Annotated in this window: 17 protein-coding genes and 1 tRNA gene; 6 read left to right on the top strand and 12 right to left on the bottom strand. The window is 58.1% G+C overall.

Going from position 1 to position 15,468, the window contains the following annotated elements; all coding sequences use genetic code 11:
* Positions 1-75 precede the first annotated feature (75 nt).
* Positions 76-222, top strand: a complete 147-nt coding sequence (locus BGP77_RS18085; RefSeq protein ID WP_158269422.1) for a hypothetical protein — start codon at positions 76-78, stop codon at positions 220-222.
* A 27-nt stretch (positions 223-249) separates the two neighbouring features.
* On the opposite strand, the gene BGP77_RS17435 is transcribed toward BGP77_RS18085, so the two are convergent.
* Entirely contained in the window at positions 250-633 is a 384-nt protein-coding gene (locus BGP77_RS17435) for a RidA family protein (protein WP_108166065.1), read from the bottom strand.
* Between the two features lie 176 nt (positions 634-809).
* Here BGP77_RS17435 and speA point away from each other — a divergent pair, with 176 nt between their 5' ends.
* Positions 810-2,726, top strand: a complete 1,917-nt coding sequence (gene speA / locus BGP77_RS17440) for a biosynthetic arginine decarboxylase (protein WP_108166066.1) — start codon at positions 810-812, stop codon at positions 2,724-2,726.
* Positions 2,727-2,902: 176 nt separating this feature from the next.
* On the opposite strand, the gene BGP77_RS17445 is transcribed toward speA, so the two are convergent.
* Both BGP77_RS17445 and leuA read right to left on the bottom strand, forming a co-directional pair.
* Positions 2,903-3,520: a YqiA/YcfP family alpha/beta fold hydrolase gene (locus tag BGP77_RS17445; RefSeq protein WP_158269423.1), complete on the bottom strand. Its 618-nt coding sequence runs from the start codon at positions 3,518-3,520 to the stop codon at positions 2,903-2,905.
* 54 nt (positions 3,521-3,574) lie between these two features.
* Complete coding sequence (gene leuA, locus BGP77_RS17450) at positions 3,575-5,272, bottom strand: 2-isopropylmalate synthase (protein ID WP_108166068.1); 1,698 nt, start codon at positions 5,270-5,272, stop codon at positions 3,575-3,577.
* Positions 5,273-5,604: 332 nt separating this feature from the next.
* On the opposite strand from leuA, the gene BGP77_RS17455 reads away from it, so the two are divergent.
* Positions 5,605-6,090: an Lrp/AsnC family transcriptional regulator gene (locus BGP77_RS17455; protein WP_108166069.1), complete on the top strand. Its 486-nt coding sequence runs from the start codon at positions 5,605-5,607 to the stop codon at positions 6,088-6,090.
* Between the two features lie 91 nt (positions 6,091-6,181).
* Here the strand turns inward: BGP77_RS17455 and BGP77_RS17460 are convergent, their stop codons facing one another.
* From BGP77_RS17460 to BGP77_RS17470, 3 genes are all read right to left on the bottom strand, one after another.
* Positions 6,182-6,454, bottom strand: a complete 273-nt coding sequence (locus BGP77_RS17460; protein ID WP_108126709.1) for an HU family DNA-binding protein — start codon at positions 6,452-6,454, stop codon at positions 6,182-6,184.
* Between the two features lie 61 nt (positions 6,455-6,515).
* The gene (locus BGP77_RS17465) at positions 6,516-7,679 is read right to left on the bottom strand and encodes an FAD-dependent oxidoreductase (RefSeq protein ID WP_108166070.1); all 1,164 of its coding nucleotides are present in this window, start codon (positions 7,677-7,679) and stop codon (positions 6,516-6,518) included.
* Positions 7,676-7,843, bottom strand: coding sequence for a rubredoxin (locus tag BGP77_RS17470; RefSeq protein ID WP_108166071.1), 168 nt, complete (start codon positions 7,841-7,843; stop codon positions 7,676-7,678). The genes BGP77_RS17465 and BGP77_RS17470 overlap by 4 nt, the downstream gene beginning before the upstream one ends.
* Before the next feature lie 191 nt (positions 7,844-8,034).
* On the opposite strand from BGP77_RS17470, the gene ubiA reads away from it, so the two are divergent.
* The 3 genes from ubiA to phoR all read left to right on the top strand — a co-directional run bounded on the left by ubiA (position 8,035) and on the right by phoR (position 11,030).
* Positions 8,035-8,898, top strand: a complete 864-nt coding sequence (ubiA, locus tag BGP77_RS17475; RefSeq protein ID WP_108166072.1) for a 4-hydroxybenzoate octaprenyltransferase — start codon at positions 8,035-8,037, stop codon at positions 8,896-8,898.
* 108 nt (positions 8,899-9,006) lie between these two features.
* A complete protein-coding gene (phoB, locus tag BGP77_RS17480) occupies positions 9,007-9,714 on the top strand; it encodes a phosphate regulon transcriptional regulator PhoB (RefSeq protein WP_108166073.1) in 708 nt (235 codons plus the stop codon).
* Positions 9,711-11,030, top strand: coding sequence for a phosphate regulon sensor histidine kinase PhoR (phoR, locus tag BGP77_RS17485; protein ID WP_108166074.1), 1,320 nt, complete (start codon positions 9,711-9,713; stop codon positions 11,028-11,030). Before phoB ends, phoR begins: the two co-directional genes overlap by 4 nt.
* Here the strand turns inward: phoR and BGP77_RS17490 are convergent.
* The 6 genes from BGP77_RS17490 to phoU form a co-directional block, all read right to left on the bottom strand.
* Entirely contained in the window at positions 10,995-11,939 is a 945-nt protein-coding gene (locus BGP77_RS17490) for a response regulator (RefSeq protein ID WP_108166075.1), read from the bottom strand. The genes phoR and BGP77_RS17490 overlap by 36 nt on opposite strands.
* An 87-nt stretch (positions 11,940-12,026) precedes the next feature.
* Positions 12,027-13,028: a hypothetical protein gene (locus tag BGP77_RS17495; protein ID WP_146171283.1), complete on the bottom strand. Its 1,002-nt coding sequence runs from the start codon at positions 13,026-13,028 to the stop codon at positions 12,027-12,029.
* Positions 13,029-13,287: 259 nt separating this feature from the next.
* Complete coding sequence (locus BGP77_RS17500) at positions 13,288-14,088, bottom strand: S1/P1 nuclease (protein WP_158269424.1); 801 nt, start codon at positions 14,086-14,088, stop codon at positions 13,288-13,290.
* Complete coding sequence (locus BGP77_RS17505; RefSeq protein WP_108166078.1) at positions 14,055-14,390, bottom strand: DUF3392 domain-containing protein; 336 nt, start codon at positions 14,388-14,390, stop codon at positions 14,055-14,057. Before BGP77_RS17505 ends, BGP77_RS17500 begins: the two co-directional genes overlap by 34 nt.
* Before the next feature lie 168 nt (positions 14,391-14,558).
* Positions 14,559-14,634: transfer RNA gene (locus BGP77_RS17510), tRNA-Thr, on the bottom strand.
* Positions 14,635-14,749: 115 nt separating this feature from the next.
* Positions 14,750-15,466 carry a phosphate signaling complex protein PhoU gene (phoU, locus tag BGP77_RS17515; protein WP_108166079.1) on the bottom strand — a complete coding sequence of 239 codons (717 nt, stop codon included), beginning with the start codon at positions 15,464-15,466 and terminating at the stop codon, positions 14,750-14,752.
* Positions 15,467-15,468 lie beyond the last annotated feature (2 nt).

Here is a 15,468-nt window from a genome sequence, read left to right on the forward strand (position 1 = left end):
CCGGGATCGTTAAATGACGCTCTAGTTTATCAAAACCGGCCCAGCCGGGCGATTGCAAATCAGGACATTCAGACAATGGCTAAGCCTCTGCCTAAAATTCTCACTCGCCGCCGCGGCGCCCATAAGCTGCTCAGTGCTCTGGCAGCCTTGCAAGTTCACTGGCAAGGCTACAAAGATGCCCGTGCGGCCCTGAAGGCGCGCAAGAAAGCCAGCCGCAGCTAAGCGTTTCCCTTTCCTGCCGGGGCTGGCTCAGGCCAGTCCCAATACACCATCCATTTCCACATTCGCGCCCTTAGGCAGTTCGGCCACGCCGATCGCTGCGCGGGCGGGATACGGCTGCACAAAATATTCGGTCATGATGTCATTCACCGTGGCGAAGTGGCCGAGGTCAGTCAGGTAGATATTCAGTTTAACGATGTCCTGCAAGCTGCCACCGGCCGCTTCACAGACCGCACGCAAGTTGCGGAACACCTGATGCACCTGAGCGGAGATGTCGCCGTCGATCAGCGTCATGGTCTCCGGCACCAGCGGAATCTGGCCGGACAAATAGACGGTGTCGCCCATCTTGATGGCTTGCGAATAGGGACCAATGGCCGCCGGGGCCTGATCGGTGCTGATAACGCTCTTGTTCATGGCGTGGCTCTCTTTACGTCGTCTTATTATGAATGTCGGCGTCAGCCCGGCTGAGTCGCAGACTGAGACCGCTGAAAAAGCGAGCCACGCATTATCACTAATTGCGGCGCAACAACAAAGCACTACAATCGGCAAAACCCTTACCCATTCCGCCCTACACGAGAGTTCACCTGCTAATGAATTGGTCCGTTAATGACGCTTTGGAACGCTACAACGTTGATCGCTGGTCTGAAGGTTATTTCGGCATCGCCGACGATGGCCGCGTCACCGTACGCCACGACGGCGGCGACATCCGCCTGACGCGCATCGTTGAGGCGGCGCGCAGCCAGGGTCTGCAATTGCCATTACTGGTGCGCTTTCCGCACATTCTGCACGACCGGGTGGCGCGTATTGTTGAGGCGTTCGAACAGGCCATCGTCTCGGAAAACTATCGCGGTCGCTATCAGCCGCTGTATCCGATCAAGGTGAATCAGCAGCGCCGCGTGGTGGAAGAAATCATCGCCGGTCAGCAGCGTGTCAGCGGCGGTCGCATTGGCCTGGAAGCCGGGTCAAAACCCGAACTGCTGGCAGTGATGGCGGAAGCCTACAAAGGCGAAACCACCCTGGTGTGCAACGGCTACAAAGACAAAGAATTTATTCGTCTGGCTTTGCAGGCGGAAAAACTCGGTCACCGGGTGTTTCTGGTGGTGGAAAAAGCCAGTGAAGTCGATTGGATTGTGCAGATCGCTCGCGAGCTGGGGGTGCAGCCGCGTATCGGCGTTCGCGCCCGGCTGTCGTCCATTGGTAAAGGCAACTGGCAGAACACCGGCGGCGAAAAATCCAAATTCGGTTTAACGGCGTCGGAAGTGCTGAACGTCGTCGAAACCTTAAAAGCCGCTGATCTGCTCGACGCTTTTCAACTGCTGCATTTCCACCTCGGTTCTCAGATTGCCAACATCCGCGACATTCAGGTCGGCCTGCGCGAGTGCGCGCGCTTCTACGTGGAACTGCGCGAGCTCGGTGCGCCGGTCAGCGCAGTCGATGTGGGCGGCGGCCTGGGTGTCGATTACGAGGGCACGCGCTCGCGCTCCAGTTGCTCGATGAATTACAGCACCTTGGAGTACGCCAACAATGTCATTTACGCCTTTCGCCAGGCAGCGGAAATGGCCGGCCAGCCGCACCCGGATGTGTTCAGCGAATCCGGACGCGCCGTGACCGCTCACCACGCCGTGTTGATCACCGATGTGATTGAAGAAGAGCGCGCCGAGAGCCATGAATTGAGTACTCCGGAGGCTGATGCGTTACCGGCGCTGCACGAACTTTGGTCCTGTCATCAAGACCTCGACAGCCGCAAACGCTCGCTGCCCGAGTTGTATCACGACGCCGGTTATTTCCTCAGCGAATGCCATCAGGCGTACAACCTGGGTCAGTTGAACCTGGCCGGACGCGCTCAGGCTGAAGAGCTGGCGCGCAGTCTGAACCTGAAATTACGCGGCCGACTGAACGCCGCCAAGAGCAGTCATCGCGCCATCCTGGATGACCTGAACGAAAAATTGGCCACCAAGTTGTTCGTGAATTTCTCGGTGTTCCAATCGGTGCCGGATATTTGGGGCATCGATCAGATTTTTCCGGTGCTGCCGCTGACCGGCCTCGACCGTGAACCCACTGAGCGCGGCGTGATTCAGGACATCACCTGCGATTCGGACGGCCGCATTGACGGTTACGTCGACGGCGAAGGCATCGAAACCACCCTGCCGCTGCCTGCCTGGCAGGCCGATGAAAAACCCTGGCTGGGGTTTTTTATGGTGGGCGCGTATCAGGAAATTCTCGGCGACTTGCACAATTTATTCGGCGATACCGACAGCGTCGACGTCTACCTCGATGGCAACGAGACCGTGCGCCTGGAAAACCAGCGCAAAGGCGATTCCATTGAAGCGGTACTGCGCTCGGTCGATTTCAACCCGGAACTGCTGCGCTCGGCCTTCCAACGCCAGCTCGAAGCCGCGCAACTGGATCCGTCCCAACAGACGCAGTTGATGCGCGATTTCGAACAAGGACTGACCCGCATCACCTACCTGGAAGCGCGTCAGGCCACGGCGCCGATAGACAATTGAGTCTGCGTTGCCCGTTCTGCAGCGCGCCTTTTACCGGTGACTATCCGGCGCGTACGGTCGGCGCTCACACGGTGACATGTGAGCGCTGCCAACGGGCGTTTTTCATTGGAGTTCGTAAAGGCTGGTTCGGTTTTCATCGCCAAACGCGGGTGCGCTGAAGCCGTATCACTCAACCATTAATGGTCAGCAATGGCTGCCCAGGCTTCGGGCCAGTGCTCAAACCGATGACTACCACCGGGGTATTCGTGCAACTCACACCAGGGTTCACACAGCTCGGCGGTGGCGGCACTGGTCAGCACTTCATCGCCCTGATCCAGCAACACCGTTACCCGATCACCAAACCCCGCCAACAACGACGGTACGCGCTCTAGCCAGGTGACCAGCTCGGTACCAACGGCCGGATCAACCCAATGGCGAGTCCCGGTGACATAGTTGGTTAACGATTGACCAAGGCTGTCTTCCAGCAGACCGCTTTCGTGCACCAGTAGCGGGTTGATCAGCACCGCCTGAGCATCGAAGCGATCGCCTTCGGCCAACGCCAGTAACGCCAGCAAGCCCCCCATAGACGACCCCATCAGCAACGGCCGACCGGATGCCTCATTGAGTTTACGCACCAGACCGGCCAAGGCTTCGTGCATCTCGGGAACGCGGTAATAAAAAGCGTTGTGTGCCTGGAACTGCCAGCCACTGGCTACGGCTTGATCGCGAAAGTAGCGCGCTTTGTCGCTGGGGAGTTCGCCGTCAATGTCGACGGCGGAGTTAAAACCGTTGGTGTAGATGAGGGTTGTGCTCACCGGCTCGACCTGTGTTTCCGCTGTGCCCGACATCCTTGTCGAAGCCAACGTCGTTTACAAGGCGGGCGCTTCGGCACCGGCCGCAGCCACGTCGGCCTGGCTGGCGCGCTGGTAGCGACCCACGGCAGTCAGCAACGATTGCAACGCGGTGGTCGAGGTGTCTTCGGCCAGCGCCGCAGCCGTCACCGGCGTGTTGTTGACCAACACTTTCAGGCAGCACAGCGCTTTGGCGTTGGTGCCTTCGCTGAGGGCGAATTCATCGTAGGCATCGACTTTCAACGACACATCGAACTGCTTCTCCAGCGCCGCCGCCAGTGCTTCCAGAGCGCCCTGGCCGTAGCCTTGCAACAGCGTCGGTGCGTTGGCATCGCCAAAATTCACCTGAGCTTCAACGCCGGCATCGGTGCGATGCAGGTCGTAGGTGTGCAACCGCCAGCCCTCGGGAATGGCCAGATACTGCGAATCGAACAGGCTGTGTACGCGCTGTGAATCGACTTCATCGCCGGTCACTTCGGCATCACGCTGTACGACTTTGGCGAAATCGATCTGCAACCAGCGCGGCAGAGAAATGCCGTAGTCGCGCTCCAGTACATACGCTACGCCGCCTTTGCCGGACTGACTGTTAATGCGCACCACTTCTTCGTAACGACGCCCCAGATCGGACGGATCAATGGGCAGATAAGCCACGTTCCAGACGTCACCGTCACTGCGCTTGTTCAGGCACTTACGGATCGCATCCTGGTGGCTGCCAGAGAAGGCGGTGAACACCAACTCACCGGCGTACGGGTGACGCGGATGGGTTTCGATTTCGGTGCAGTATTCGACGGTGCGAATGATGCGCGCCATGTCCGACAAATCCACGTTCGGGTCGATACCCTGGGAGTAGAGGTTCATCGCCATGGTCACCAAATCCATATTGCCGGTGCGCTCGCCGTTACCCAGCAAGGTGCCTTCGATGCGGTCGGCGCCTGCCATCAGGCCCAGTTCGGCCGCGGCCACACCGCAGCCACGGTCATTGTGCGTGTGCAGGCTGACAATGATGTGCTCGCGTTGCTGCATGTTGTCGCACACCCATTCGATCTGGTCGGCAAAGACATTGGGCGTTGCCATTTCGACCGTCGCTGGCAGGTTGATGATCATTTTCTGACCGTCCTGCGGGCGCCAGACATCGGTGACGGCGTCGATCACTTCCACGGCGTAATCCAGCTCGGTACCGGTAAAGCTTTCCGGTGAATACTGGAACGTCCAGTCGGTATCCGGGAATTGTGCTGCTAAGCGCTGGACTTCTTTGGCGCCTTCAACGGCGATGGCTTTAATGCCGTCGCGGTCCTGCTCGAACACCTGCTCACGCTGGACGGTGGAGGTGGAGTTATAAACATGCACGATGGCGCGCGGCGCGCCTTTGAGCGCTTCATAGGTGCGGGCGATCAGTTCCGGGCGCGCCTGAGTCAACACCTGAATGTTGACGTCATCGGGAATGCGGTCTTCTTCAATCAATTTACGGCAGAAGTCGAAATCTGGCTGGCTCGCGGCCGGAAAACCGATTTCGATCTGCTTGAAGCCCAGATCAACCAGCAGATCGAACAACTGCTGCTTCTGGGTCAGGTTCATGGGCTTAACCAGCGCCTGGTTACCGTCGCGTAGATCAACCGCACACCACTGCGGCGCCTGCTCAATAACCTGGTCAGGCCAGCGGCGATCCGTTTTGCGGATGGGGGCGAAAGGACGGTATTTGCGGTGGTCGAAGCTCATGTCGGTATCCTGTTGTTGCTGACCGGGATCTCCGGTGCGGCGGTGTCATCAAGGTTAGCCAAGGGATCAATGCTGCTCAACATGGTTGACCGGCTCGCGACGATCAGTCGGAACCGGCCGGCTCGGCAGCGGACTGGGTGAATCCCTCTGCATGGTCTGGCCTTGTGAGCTGGACCGGGTCTCGGTCAGCGTGGGTAAACGGCAGACCGGTTGAGCAACGAAACACAGTATAGAGCGCTCCCTTCGCAAGGTGTTTGCGAATTTGCTGTTTATTCGTCTTATATCGACATAAAATGCCAAATATAAACAAATAAATGACAGTACATTTCAATATGAGCGAAAAACTGGTCAAGATCGACAAGATAGACCGCCGCATTCTCGAATGCCTGCAAGCCGATGGCGGACTCACCAACCAGGAGCTGGCCGAACGCGTCGGCTTATCACCTTCGCCCTGTTTGCGTCGGGTACGGGCCTTGGAAGACGCGGGCATCATTTTAAAAAGAGTCACCCTGCTGGAGCGCAAGGCATTGGGGTTATCACTGACGGCGATCATCCTGATCAGCATGGACCGGCATATTCCCGAGCGCTTTGCCGAGTTCCAGAGTCAAATCGAAGCCTGTCCGGAAATTCAGGAGTGCTATCTGATTACCGGTCACGATGCCGACTACATGCTCAAAGCGGTGGTGCCGGACATGGACACCTTTCAGGAACTGTTGCTCAACCGCATCACCCGAATTCCGGGCGTGACCGGTGTGCATTCGAGCTTTGTGTTGCGGCGGGTGGTTGATAAAACGGATTTACCGCTGGGGTATGTCTAGGCAGGAAAAACGAGAGGCTAGAAACGCAAACGGGGCCGAATGGCCCCGCTACCTTACCGATGCTGCTGCACAGCACCGCTAAACGTCAAACTCAGTTAACAGCGTCTTTCAGAGCTTTGCCAGGTTTGAATGCAACGGTGTTGCTGGCTGGGATCTGAATGGTCTGACCGGTTTGAGGGTTCTTGCCGGTGCGAGCAGCGCGAGCGCGCGCTTCGAAAGTGCCGAAACCGACCAGAGTGACAGATTCTTTCTTAGCAACGGTGTTGGTGATCTGGTCCAACATGGCATTCAAAACGTCGTTAGCCTTCTCTTTAGAGATGTCTGCTTTCTCAGCAATTGCAGCAGCCAGTTCAGGTTTACGCATAAGTATTTCCTTCTGTTTTTATCGTGGTACACGATGCGTTTTTCAGCATACGTGACGGTGTCTAGGTTGCCAACAGCGGCGGCACTGCCTTTAACCAAGTGTTACGCTCTTTGATACGGTCGCCGCATAGGGCAAAGCCCAATACATCATCCCCGCGACGACACACGGCCGCTAGATTAGCGCCACTGCCCTCGATTTGCCATGCCCCATCGCCTCTTGGAGGACACGCAACCACCGGACAAGCGGGTGTTTTGACCGTGACGGGCATTGCCGGCCAGTTCACAGCCGTCGGCTCACCGGCCAGTGTTTTCGCCAAAGCCCGCGCCGCCATGGTCAACGGCAGGATGTACATGGGGTTCAGGCCGTCGATTTCGGCGCAGTCGCCCAGCGCATAGATATCGGCCTGACTGCTTTGTAAATTTCGGTTAACGACGATGCCTTTATGCACGGCAAGCCCCGCCTCACGCGCCAATCGGATGCGCGGTGCAAGACCAACGGCCGACAAAACCACTTCCGTGCGCAGCTGCTGACCATTGGTCAAACTGACGCTTAAGCCACCATCGTCGGCCTGATCAACACGACTGGCCAAAGGCCCCAGATGAAAACGCACGCCCAGTTTTTCCAGTTCGGCTTGCAGCGCATCGCCGACCGCTGACGGCACCAGACCGGTCAACAGACTTTCGCTGGGCGCGGCCACATCCACCTGATACCCCGCACTGGCCAGATCGTTGGCAAATTCACAGCCAATCAAACCCGCGCCCATAATGGTCACCCGTGAATGGCCACCCAGGGCTTGCTGGAAGGCAGCGAAGTCCTGACGGTCGTTGACACGCTGGATGCGGTCCAGAGCATTCCCTTCCAGCGGTGGCTGCAGAGGTTCAGCCCCCATCGCCAGTACCAGTCGACCCCAGGTCAGCGGTTGCCCCTGACTCAGTTGGAGGGTTCGGGTGACAGTATCGATCGCCGTCACGTCGGTGTGCGTCAGAATCTGCGCCTGAAACTGCTCAGCAGCGGCTTCAACGGTGGTTTGCACCAGATCGTCAGCGGTCTGTTGTTTGCTCAGCGCGTTCGACAGATTGGGTTTGTAATAGCCCGCGCCATCGTCAGCAGTGACGATGACCAGTGGCGTTTCGCGGTCATGACGGCGCCACTCCCGGACCAGCGTATAAGCCGCCAGACCGGAACCGAGCACCACCAAAGGTGCAGGCGTTGAGGTTGGTTTCATTCCAGTTCAATCATCTCGAAATCGGCCTTACTGGCACCGCAGTCGGGGCAGTACCAATCTTCAGAAACGTCTTCCCAAGGTGTTCCTGGTGCAATGCCCTCATCGGGCAGGCCTTCGGCTTCATCATAGATAAAGCCGCAGACAATACATTGCCATTTCTTCATTTTCGCCTCTGTTGCAGCGAGCGCAATCGGGGATGGGTTGGCGGTTTGGACGCAGAAACTACTGACAGCGGCCGCTAAAAGCAAGGCAGTTGTTAGCACTGGCAAATGCCCAAACCCGTGGATACACTGGCCGCCGTCAACTGGCCCGGGCAGGACACGGGCTGATAGCAACCGGTCTGAACGGAACCCTTATGACCCTCTCAGCTTGGCCGCATTACCTGAAACTGACCCGTCTCGATCGCCCCATCGGCATCTATCTGCTGCTGTGGCCGACGCTCACTGCCTTGTGGCTGGCCGCCGGTGGTCTGCCGCCAATTCACCTGGTGCTGATCTTTATTCTGGGCACCGTCGCCATGCGCAGCGCCGGTTGTGTGATCAACGACTACGCCGACCGCCATTTCGACGGCCATGTAAAACGCACCGCCACACGGCCGCTGGCCCAGGGCCTGGTCAGCGAAAAGGCGGCGTTAACCTTATTTGCGGTGCTCACGCTGAGTGCCTTTGCACTGGTGTTGCTGACCAACCGCACCACCGTGTTGATGTCGTTCGTCGGTCTGTTTTTAGCGGCGCTGTATCCCTTTATGAAGCGCCACACCTATTTGCCGCAGCTGTTTTTGGGCGCCGCTTTTTCCTGGGCCATTCCCATGGCCTACACCGCGGTGGATGCCCCTTTTACGGCCGCAACCTGGTTGCTCTACACCGCCAACATTTTGTGGACGGTGCATTACGACACCCTCTACGCCATGGTCGATCGCGATGATGATCTGAAAATCGGCATCAAATCGACCGCCATTCTGTTCGGCGATGCCGACCGTTTGATGGTCGGCCTGCTGCAAATCATGACCTGGGTTGCCTGGTTGCTGCTGGGCATTCACGCCGAACTGGGCTTGTTCTGGGGCATCGGTCTGGCGGTCGCCGCCGGTTGCTTTGTGTTTCAGCAGTGGCTGATTCGCCACCGCGAACGCGATCCGAGCTTCCGCGCCTTTCTCAACAACCACTGGGCGGGCATGGCGCTGTTTGTGGGAGCCGTTATTGATCTGGGCACACCGCTTTAACCGCCGCCATCTGCGCATTGCAGATTTTTGACAATCTGATGAAAGCTGTAACACTGCTGTCATCAAAGCCGCGTCTAATAGTCACGAACGTGATAGCCGGGGTTACTCATGAACGCTCGCAGCATTCTGATTGTTGACGACGAATCCGCCATTCGTGAAGTCATTGCAGCCGCTTTGGAAATGGCGGGCTACCGTACTTTGGAAGCGGCCGATGCCACCGAAGCGCATGCGCTGGTGGTCGACCAGAAACCAGACCTGATTCTGCTCGACTGGATGATGCCGCAAGTCAGCGGTATTGAACTGGCCCGTCGGCTGAAACGCGATCCGCTGACCGCTGAAATCCCCATCATCATGCTCACTGCCAAAGGCGAGGAAGATCATAAGATCACCGGTCTGGAAGCGGGTGCCGATGACTACATCACCAAGCCGTTTTCGCCACGTGAACTGGTTGCCCGTCTGAAAGCAGTATTGCGTCGTGCCACACCGGCAGGCGTCGACGAACCCATCGAAATTCAGGGCCTGACGCTCGATCCGGCTAGTCATCGCGTGTACGACGCGGCGGGCGAGTTGACCATGGGACCGACCGAATTCCGCCTGCTGCAATTCTTTATGAGTCACCCCGAACGCGCCTACACGCGCTCGCAACTGCTCGATCAGGTCTGGGGTGGCAACGTCTATGTGGATGAGCGCACCGTGGACGTGCACATCCGCCGCTTGCGCAAAGCCTTGGGCTCGCCGCACGAAGCCCTGGTACAGACAGTCCGCGGTACCGGTTATCGCTTCTCAACCAAAGTTTCGGCACAATCGGCTTCATGATCCGAGACATTCGTCGGCCTTATTACCGCAATCTGCTGCTCTTCTTCGCTGCCGTCGCCGTGGGCGGCTTTTTGTTGGGCTATCCGCTGCCAGCCTTGTTGGTCGCTGCCTTTGCCTGCCTGCTGTGGCAACTGTTCCAACAAGGTCGTTTAATTCAGTGGCTGCGTAATGGCGCACGCTCCGAACCACCCGATGCTGGGGGGTTGTGGGGCATGGTGTTTGATCATTTCTACAGCGTGCAGCGCGATCATCGTCAGCAAGTGCGTCACTACCAAAACGTCATCAGCCGCATTCAGACTTCCACTCAGGCGCTGCGCGATGGCGTGATTCAGCTCGACCGCCAGGGCGCGCTGGAATGGTGGAACCCGGCGGCCGAAGCCTTGCTCAGCCTGAAACCGCTGGATCAAGGCCAACTGCTGACCAACCTGCTGCGTGATCCAACCTTTGTACGTTTCTACAACAAAGGCGAGATGAGCGAGACCGTCCAGCTGGAAAACCCGGCCTTCCCGGACCGTTACATCGATGTCTCCATGACCATCTATGGCAAAGGCGAACGGCTGCTGCTGATTCGTGACACCACACGCATCAAACAGCTCGAACAGATGCGACAAGACTTCGTGGCCAACGCCAGCCACGAACTGAAAACCCCGCTGACGGTGCTCAAAGGGTATCTGGAATCCATCCTCACCTTCGGGGGTGATTTGCCCCCCGCGCTGAGCAAAGGTCTGACCAATATGGAAGCCCAGACCCAGCGCATGGATAACCTGGTGAACGACCTGCTGGTGCTCACCCGGCTCGATGCCGAAGTACAGCATTCGGTGCGCCAACGCGTCGACGTGGGCGAGCTGCTGGAAAAAATTGCCGCCGATGCGCGCGAGCTGTCGAACGATCGCGGCCATCGCATCAGCGTCCATCTGGAAAGCGATACCGCCTTGCAGGGCGACGCCTCAGAATTGCATTCGGCGATCAGCAATCTGGTCTACAACGCGGTGAACTACAGCCCGGATGGCAGCGACATTGAACTGAAGTGGAAAGCCTCGGCGGCGGGTGGTTTTATTGCCATTCACGACCAGGGCATCGGCATCGACCCGCGCCACATTCCGCGCCTGACCGAACGCTTTTACCGCGTCGATCCGGGCCGTTCCAGCGCCCGAGGCGGCACCGGTCTGGGTCTGGCCATCGTGAAACACATTCTGCAGCACCACCAGGCACGACTGGACATTGCCAGTGTGCCGGGGCGCGGTTCGGTATTTACCTGTTGTTTCCCGGCTGAGCGGGTTTTAGCGGCCGCGGAACGCTCCGACAAGACGGCTTAACACCGCCATCTTGTCTTCGTCCTCATCGACAAACTTGACGCTGACGCGGGCGCGGCGGCAATCCTGACTGGGTTCCTGTAACGCCAATCCGGTGACAAACCCGTTCACACGAGCCACCACACCTTCCTGTTCCGGCGCCTGAACATCCACCACCACCTGTTCGTGTAACACCGGCGGGTAGGTCTCTTCAAAAGCGATCTGCACCGCTACTTCGTTCAGGTTGATGTCACGCACCACGCCCGCCCAGATCGACTGATTGGAACGCAACGATACCTGCCAGTTCATCTTCTTACGGTTCTGAGGCACCGGCGCATTATTGTTGTTGGCCGAGGCCACCAACTTGCTGCTGGGCGACCCCTGAGTCAGCAAACTGGCCGCCGATTCGGGGCCGGACGGCGCTGCCGGGGCCGCCGGGCGGGCACCACCACCGGTCAACAGACTGGCTGAATCGTTCTCGCCGGTCTTGGTCTGACTCATGGCCGAACGGCCTTTGAGAATGGCGCGAATCAAATCTTTGTGATTGACCGACAGAGCTTTGAAAATCTTGCGCAGCAGCTGTTCGTTGCTGAACGGCTTGCCGATGTAATCGTTCACGCCCGCTTCCACGGCTTTCACCACATGGTCTTTATCGCCACGGCTGGTCACCATGATGAACGGTGTTTTATCGTCGGCTTCAACCTGCTCGCGGTTGCGTAACCATTGCAACAGTTCCAGGCCAGACAACTCCGGCATTTCCCAGTCGCATAACACCAAGTCGTAGCGTTTCTTGATCAGAAGCGCCTGCGCCTTGCTGCCATTGACGGCCTCATCAATCTGACACTGGGTGAATTGACTGCGCAGCGCGCGTTTCACCAGATCGCGAATAAAGCCAGCGTCATCGGCCACCAAAAAATGTAGTGTCTGCAGCATTCCTTCCTTTCCTGAAAGAGCGGGCCAGGCCGCTAATAAATGTCGATGATAGTAGTTCAGGCTAGTTCAAGGCCAGAGTGTCTACCACTAGTCGGGATCAATTTGCAGTTGCCAGCGGTGGGCATCGGGCGTGATGCAACCGAGTTCCACCGAACGAAACCGCATATCAAGCTTGAGCGCACGAATGCCGTCAACCACCTCATCCGGCGTCGCCACCGACCAGTAAATGGCCCGTACCAGGTCACGCGCAATCGGCAAGGCAGGCTTGTCACGATATTGCGGCGTGGTCTTGGCGGGCATTAACAAGCGCCATTCCTGGTTATCGGCCTGAGAGGCATGATCTTCAAGTAAACCCGGAAACGGATTATCAGCACTCACCTTAAAGCGATGCGCCTGCCCATAGCGCACCGGCGCCAGTAACGACGGCCGTTCTTTGGTGCTCGCCAACGCTTTGTGCGCACTGTTCAGCGCCACTGCCATGCCGCTGAAGCCGACGGCCAAATCACGCCAGCCGGCATAACACACCGGCGAGGCAAACAAACGCAGCAAGCGGCCCTGACCTTGCCAGCCGTTATCGTAATGCGGCTGATCGCCGTTTTGATGACGTCGCGCCGCGGCGCGAATGTCGGCTTCAATGGACCCGCCCTGAGCTCGAAAGTGCTCAAAGCTGAGCAAGCCGCGAACGGCCTCGGGCAGCGCTTCGTATTGGCGTTGCCATTCCGCGTCCATGGCTTCTTCCGACACCGGGCGCTGCTGCTGGCGCTCTTGCTGCCAGCGGTCAAACTGCGCAAAAGGGAAGGCCAGCGGCGAACCCGATTGCATCGGTAAATAGCCCGCTTTAAGCCAGCCCAACCAGCCACTGGGGCCAAAGGCATGTAAGCGTCCACCGGGGCGATTGGATTGCTGGTTTTCCGACATGAGGTGTAAGACTTTTCCTACAAAACGCGTACGCAAGCCGGCCGTTTCAACCGGCGCTTTTGATTCTTCGCCCCAACCGGCCCAGTGGCAAGGGTTTTGGCGTTTAAAAAGGGCCAGACAGACGGCGTGTTCAACACCTTGCGCCTGCAAGACAGGCCATATAATAACCATCGTGTTGTGGAAGAACACCCAGGAAGCGCGCGGCAGGATGCCCAGCCACTGGATGGCACACGGACGCAGGAATCAGGACCGATACCCGGATTGGTATTTCAGGAAAGGGGCAGGACGCTCCTGTGCCAGGATGGCACCCGTTCAGGATCGAACGACGCCCTTGGGCGGCGACAAGGGGAGGTTCGCCTCCCCTTGAAACTCGCCGGGCATGACACGCGTCAATCATCGGCTTCATGGGCTCACCTTTCCGGCCGCTGACTTACGCCTCGCCCAAAATCGCATTCAGCAGCGCCGCCAATCGCACCGCCGCCTTTTTCAGTTGCTCTTCCAAAACCGGCAACGCTTCGCGCCGGTAGGCTGCATCGTATTCGCCGCGCACCGCCAACGGATACGCCACGTCCATGGCGATCTGATGCGTCTCCCAGGCCCAATCGACCACGCTCATTGACGTCAGCCACTGGGCGGCCTCTTCCTCGGTTATCTCGCGCTGGTAACGTTGCGCCGTGGCAAACACCGGTGCATCCAGCTCGCGGTACAACGACTGAGTCCACACCCAGTTGAGGTTCACCCGCTCCAGCTCGCTGGTTTTCAGCGCAATCAGCCGGCCGCCTTCATCGCGCGCCAAACCGGCATTCACCGGAATGTGCAGGTCGGTCATAAAATGAATCAGGTACTGCAACGCGCGGCGCTTTTCGGCCTTTTCATAACTGTTGCGGATCAGCACCAACCGGCTTTCCAGAATGGCCCCCACCACACAGCGATTGCGCGGGCAGTGTTTGGCGGCCACGAAGCCTTCGTCCTCGGCATCGAACAACACCGTGCGCAACTCGTCGGCGGGCGCATGCTCTTCCGCCCAACTGGCCAGATTTACCAAGTCGGTGCGCCAGTGCTGACCGTACAAATCTTCCAGCGCGGCCCGGGCGTCATCATTCAGTCGCAACTCTGCCAATTGCACCACCAGCCGGTGGCCCTGCTCGTTAAAAGCGCTGGCCGAGCCGACCAGACACAGCAGTGCCGTTGCCAGAATCAGCCGCGGCGACTGTTTTTCTCGGCGAGCCAACCGACCAAAAAGAAGATGAGAATAACGATGGGCGCCAGCCAATAAGGCCCTACCGACAGCAGAATGCGACGCACGAAGGGAATCAAAAAGACGGTCAAGGCACCGTATCCAAATGCACATAGGGCTACAAACACCAGAGTCCGAATAATGAAATGCGCACCCCGAACCATGGTCCAGACGGCGCGATTGAGGTTATTACCATAGATCACCAGCAAGGTGGCGACCAGAGCCGCCGCCACAAAGGTCATATGCGGGCGGATCAGGCTGGAAAGATACGCCAGAAAGTCGGTCAGAACAGACATGAATTGCTCCATCGGCTTAGGAATTCAGTCAGACAACGCTGTCCAACAACAGCCGATGACTCTATCACAAGCACCAAAACACCGGCATGACAGCGTTCGCGAGTCAGGCAGCAAAATTGCGGAGACCAGAAACGACAAAACCCGCACAAGGCGGGTTTCGGGAAGAAGTGGTGCCGGCACCAAGAGTCGAACTCGGGACCTACTGATTACAAGTCAGTTGCTCTACCAACTGAGCTATGCCGGCAACGGCTGCGTAATATAGTGATTTGCAGTCGGGTCGTCAACATTCATTGCACAACAAGCGGTTGATTCCCAACGGTTTTTCAGCAAAAGCCGGTTGCCCGGCTTAGTACTGGCATTTAGCCCTTCTTCACCTGAGCTGCGACCTGCTCCAGCGCCTTGTGGCGGACATCTTTGCCCTGCACCAGGAAGATCACCGATTCGGCCACGTTGCGGGCGTGATCGCCGATGCGTTCCATGGAGCGCAGCGACCACATGACGTTCAGGGCGCGGCTGATGGAGCGCGGGTCTTCCATCATGGTGGTGATCAGCGAACGGATGGCGGTGCCGTATTCCAGATCGACCGCTTTGTCCTGATGCAGCACGTTCAGAGCGCTGTCGGCGTCGAGTCGTGCGAAGGCGTCGAGTGAGTGCTGAACCATCAGACGCACCTGTTCACCAATGTGGCGCAATTCCACGTAACCTTGCGGGCCAGAGCCAGTATCGGCCAGCTCCAGCGTATGGCTGGCCACTTTGGAGGCTTCATCGCCGATGCGTTCCAAGTCGTTCACTGCTTTGGTCACAGCGATGACGAAGCGCAGGTCAGAAGCCGCCGGATGACGCCGCGCCAGAATGCGGGTGCATTCTTCGTCGATGTCGATTTCCATGCTGTTCACCGTCTGGTCGGTCTCAATGACGCGTTGTGCCAGAGCGGTGTCCATGTCCATCAGCGCTTTGATGGCGTCTTCAACCTGCTGTTCTACCAGGCCGCCCATCTGCATCAGGTTTTTGCGCGCCTCCTCCAGTTCGGCGTTGAACTGGGTGGAGGTGTGCTTATCAAATTGCATCTTGTCCATGA

Origin of the sequence: Saccharospirillum sp. MSK14-1, assembly GCF_003054965.1 — a bacterium.
In the GTDB taxonomy this organism is placed as follows: Bacteria; Pseudomonadota; Gammaproteobacteria; order Pseudomonadales; family Natronospirillaceae; genus Saccharospirillum.

What these genes read in the sequence shown, in the direction of transcription:
- BGP77_RS17505 (WP_108166078.1), bottom strand. Translation starts at nt 14,390, where the DNA reads ATGTCTGTTCTGACCGACTTTCTGGCGTATCTTTCCAGCCTGATCCGC.
- speA (WP_108166066.1), top strand. Translation starts at nt 810, where the DNA reads ATGAATTGGTCCGTTAATGACGCTTTGGAACGCTACAACGTTGATCGC.
- BGP77_RS17460 (WP_108126709.1), bottom strand. Translation starts at nt 6,454, where the DNA reads ATGCGTAAACCTGAACTGGCTGCTGCAATTGCTGAGAAAGCAGACATC.
- ubiA (WP_108166072.1), top strand. Translation starts at nt 8,035, where the DNA reads ATGACCCTCTCAGCTTGGCCGCATTACCTGAAACTGACCCGTCTCGAT.
- phoU (WP_108166079.1), bottom strand. Translation starts at nt 15,466, where the DNA reads ATGGACAAGATGCAATTTGATAAGCACACCTCCACCCAGTTCAACGCC.
- phoB (WP_108166073.1), top strand. Translation starts at nt 9,007, where the DNA reads ATGAACGCTCGCAGCATTCTGATTGTTGACGACGAATCCGCCATTCGT.
- BGP77_RS17495 (WP_146171283.1), bottom strand. Translation starts at nt 13,028, where the DNA reads ATGGTTATTATATGGCCTGTCTTGCAGGCGCAAGGTGTTGAACACGCC.
- BGP77_RS17435 (WP_108166065.1), bottom strand. Translation starts at nt 633, where the DNA reads ATGAACAAGAGCGTTATCAGCACCGATCAGGCCCCGGCGGCCATTGGT.
- BGP77_RS17465 (WP_108166070.1), bottom strand. Translation starts at nt 7,679, where the DNA reads ATGAAACCAACCTCAACGCCTGCACCTTTGGTGGTGCTCGGTTCCGGT.
- BGP77_RS17470 (WP_108166071.1), bottom strand. Translation starts at nt 7,843, where the DNA reads ATGAAGAAATGGCAATGTATTGTCTGCGGCTTTATCTATGATGAAGCC.
- BGP77_RS17455 (WP_108166069.1), top strand. Translation starts at nt 5,605, where the DNA reads ATGAGCGAAAAACTGGTCAAGATCGACAAGATAGACCGCCGCATTCTC.
- phoR (WP_108166074.1), top strand. Translation starts at nt 9,711, where the DNA reads ATGATCCGAGACATTCGTCGGCCTTATTACCGCAATCTGCTGCTCTTC.
- BGP77_RS17490 (WP_108166075.1), bottom strand. Translation starts at nt 11,939, where the DNA reads ATGCTGCAGACACTACATTTTTTGGTGGCCGATGACGCTGGCTTTATT.
- leuA (WP_108166068.1), bottom strand. Translation starts at nt 5,272, where the DNA reads ATGAGCTTCGACCACCGCAAATACCGTCCTTTCGCCCCCATCCGCAAA.
- BGP77_RS18085 (WP_158269422.1), top strand. Translation starts at nt 76, where the DNA reads ATGGCTAAGCCTCTGCCTAAAATTCTCACTCGCCGCCGCGGCGCCCAT.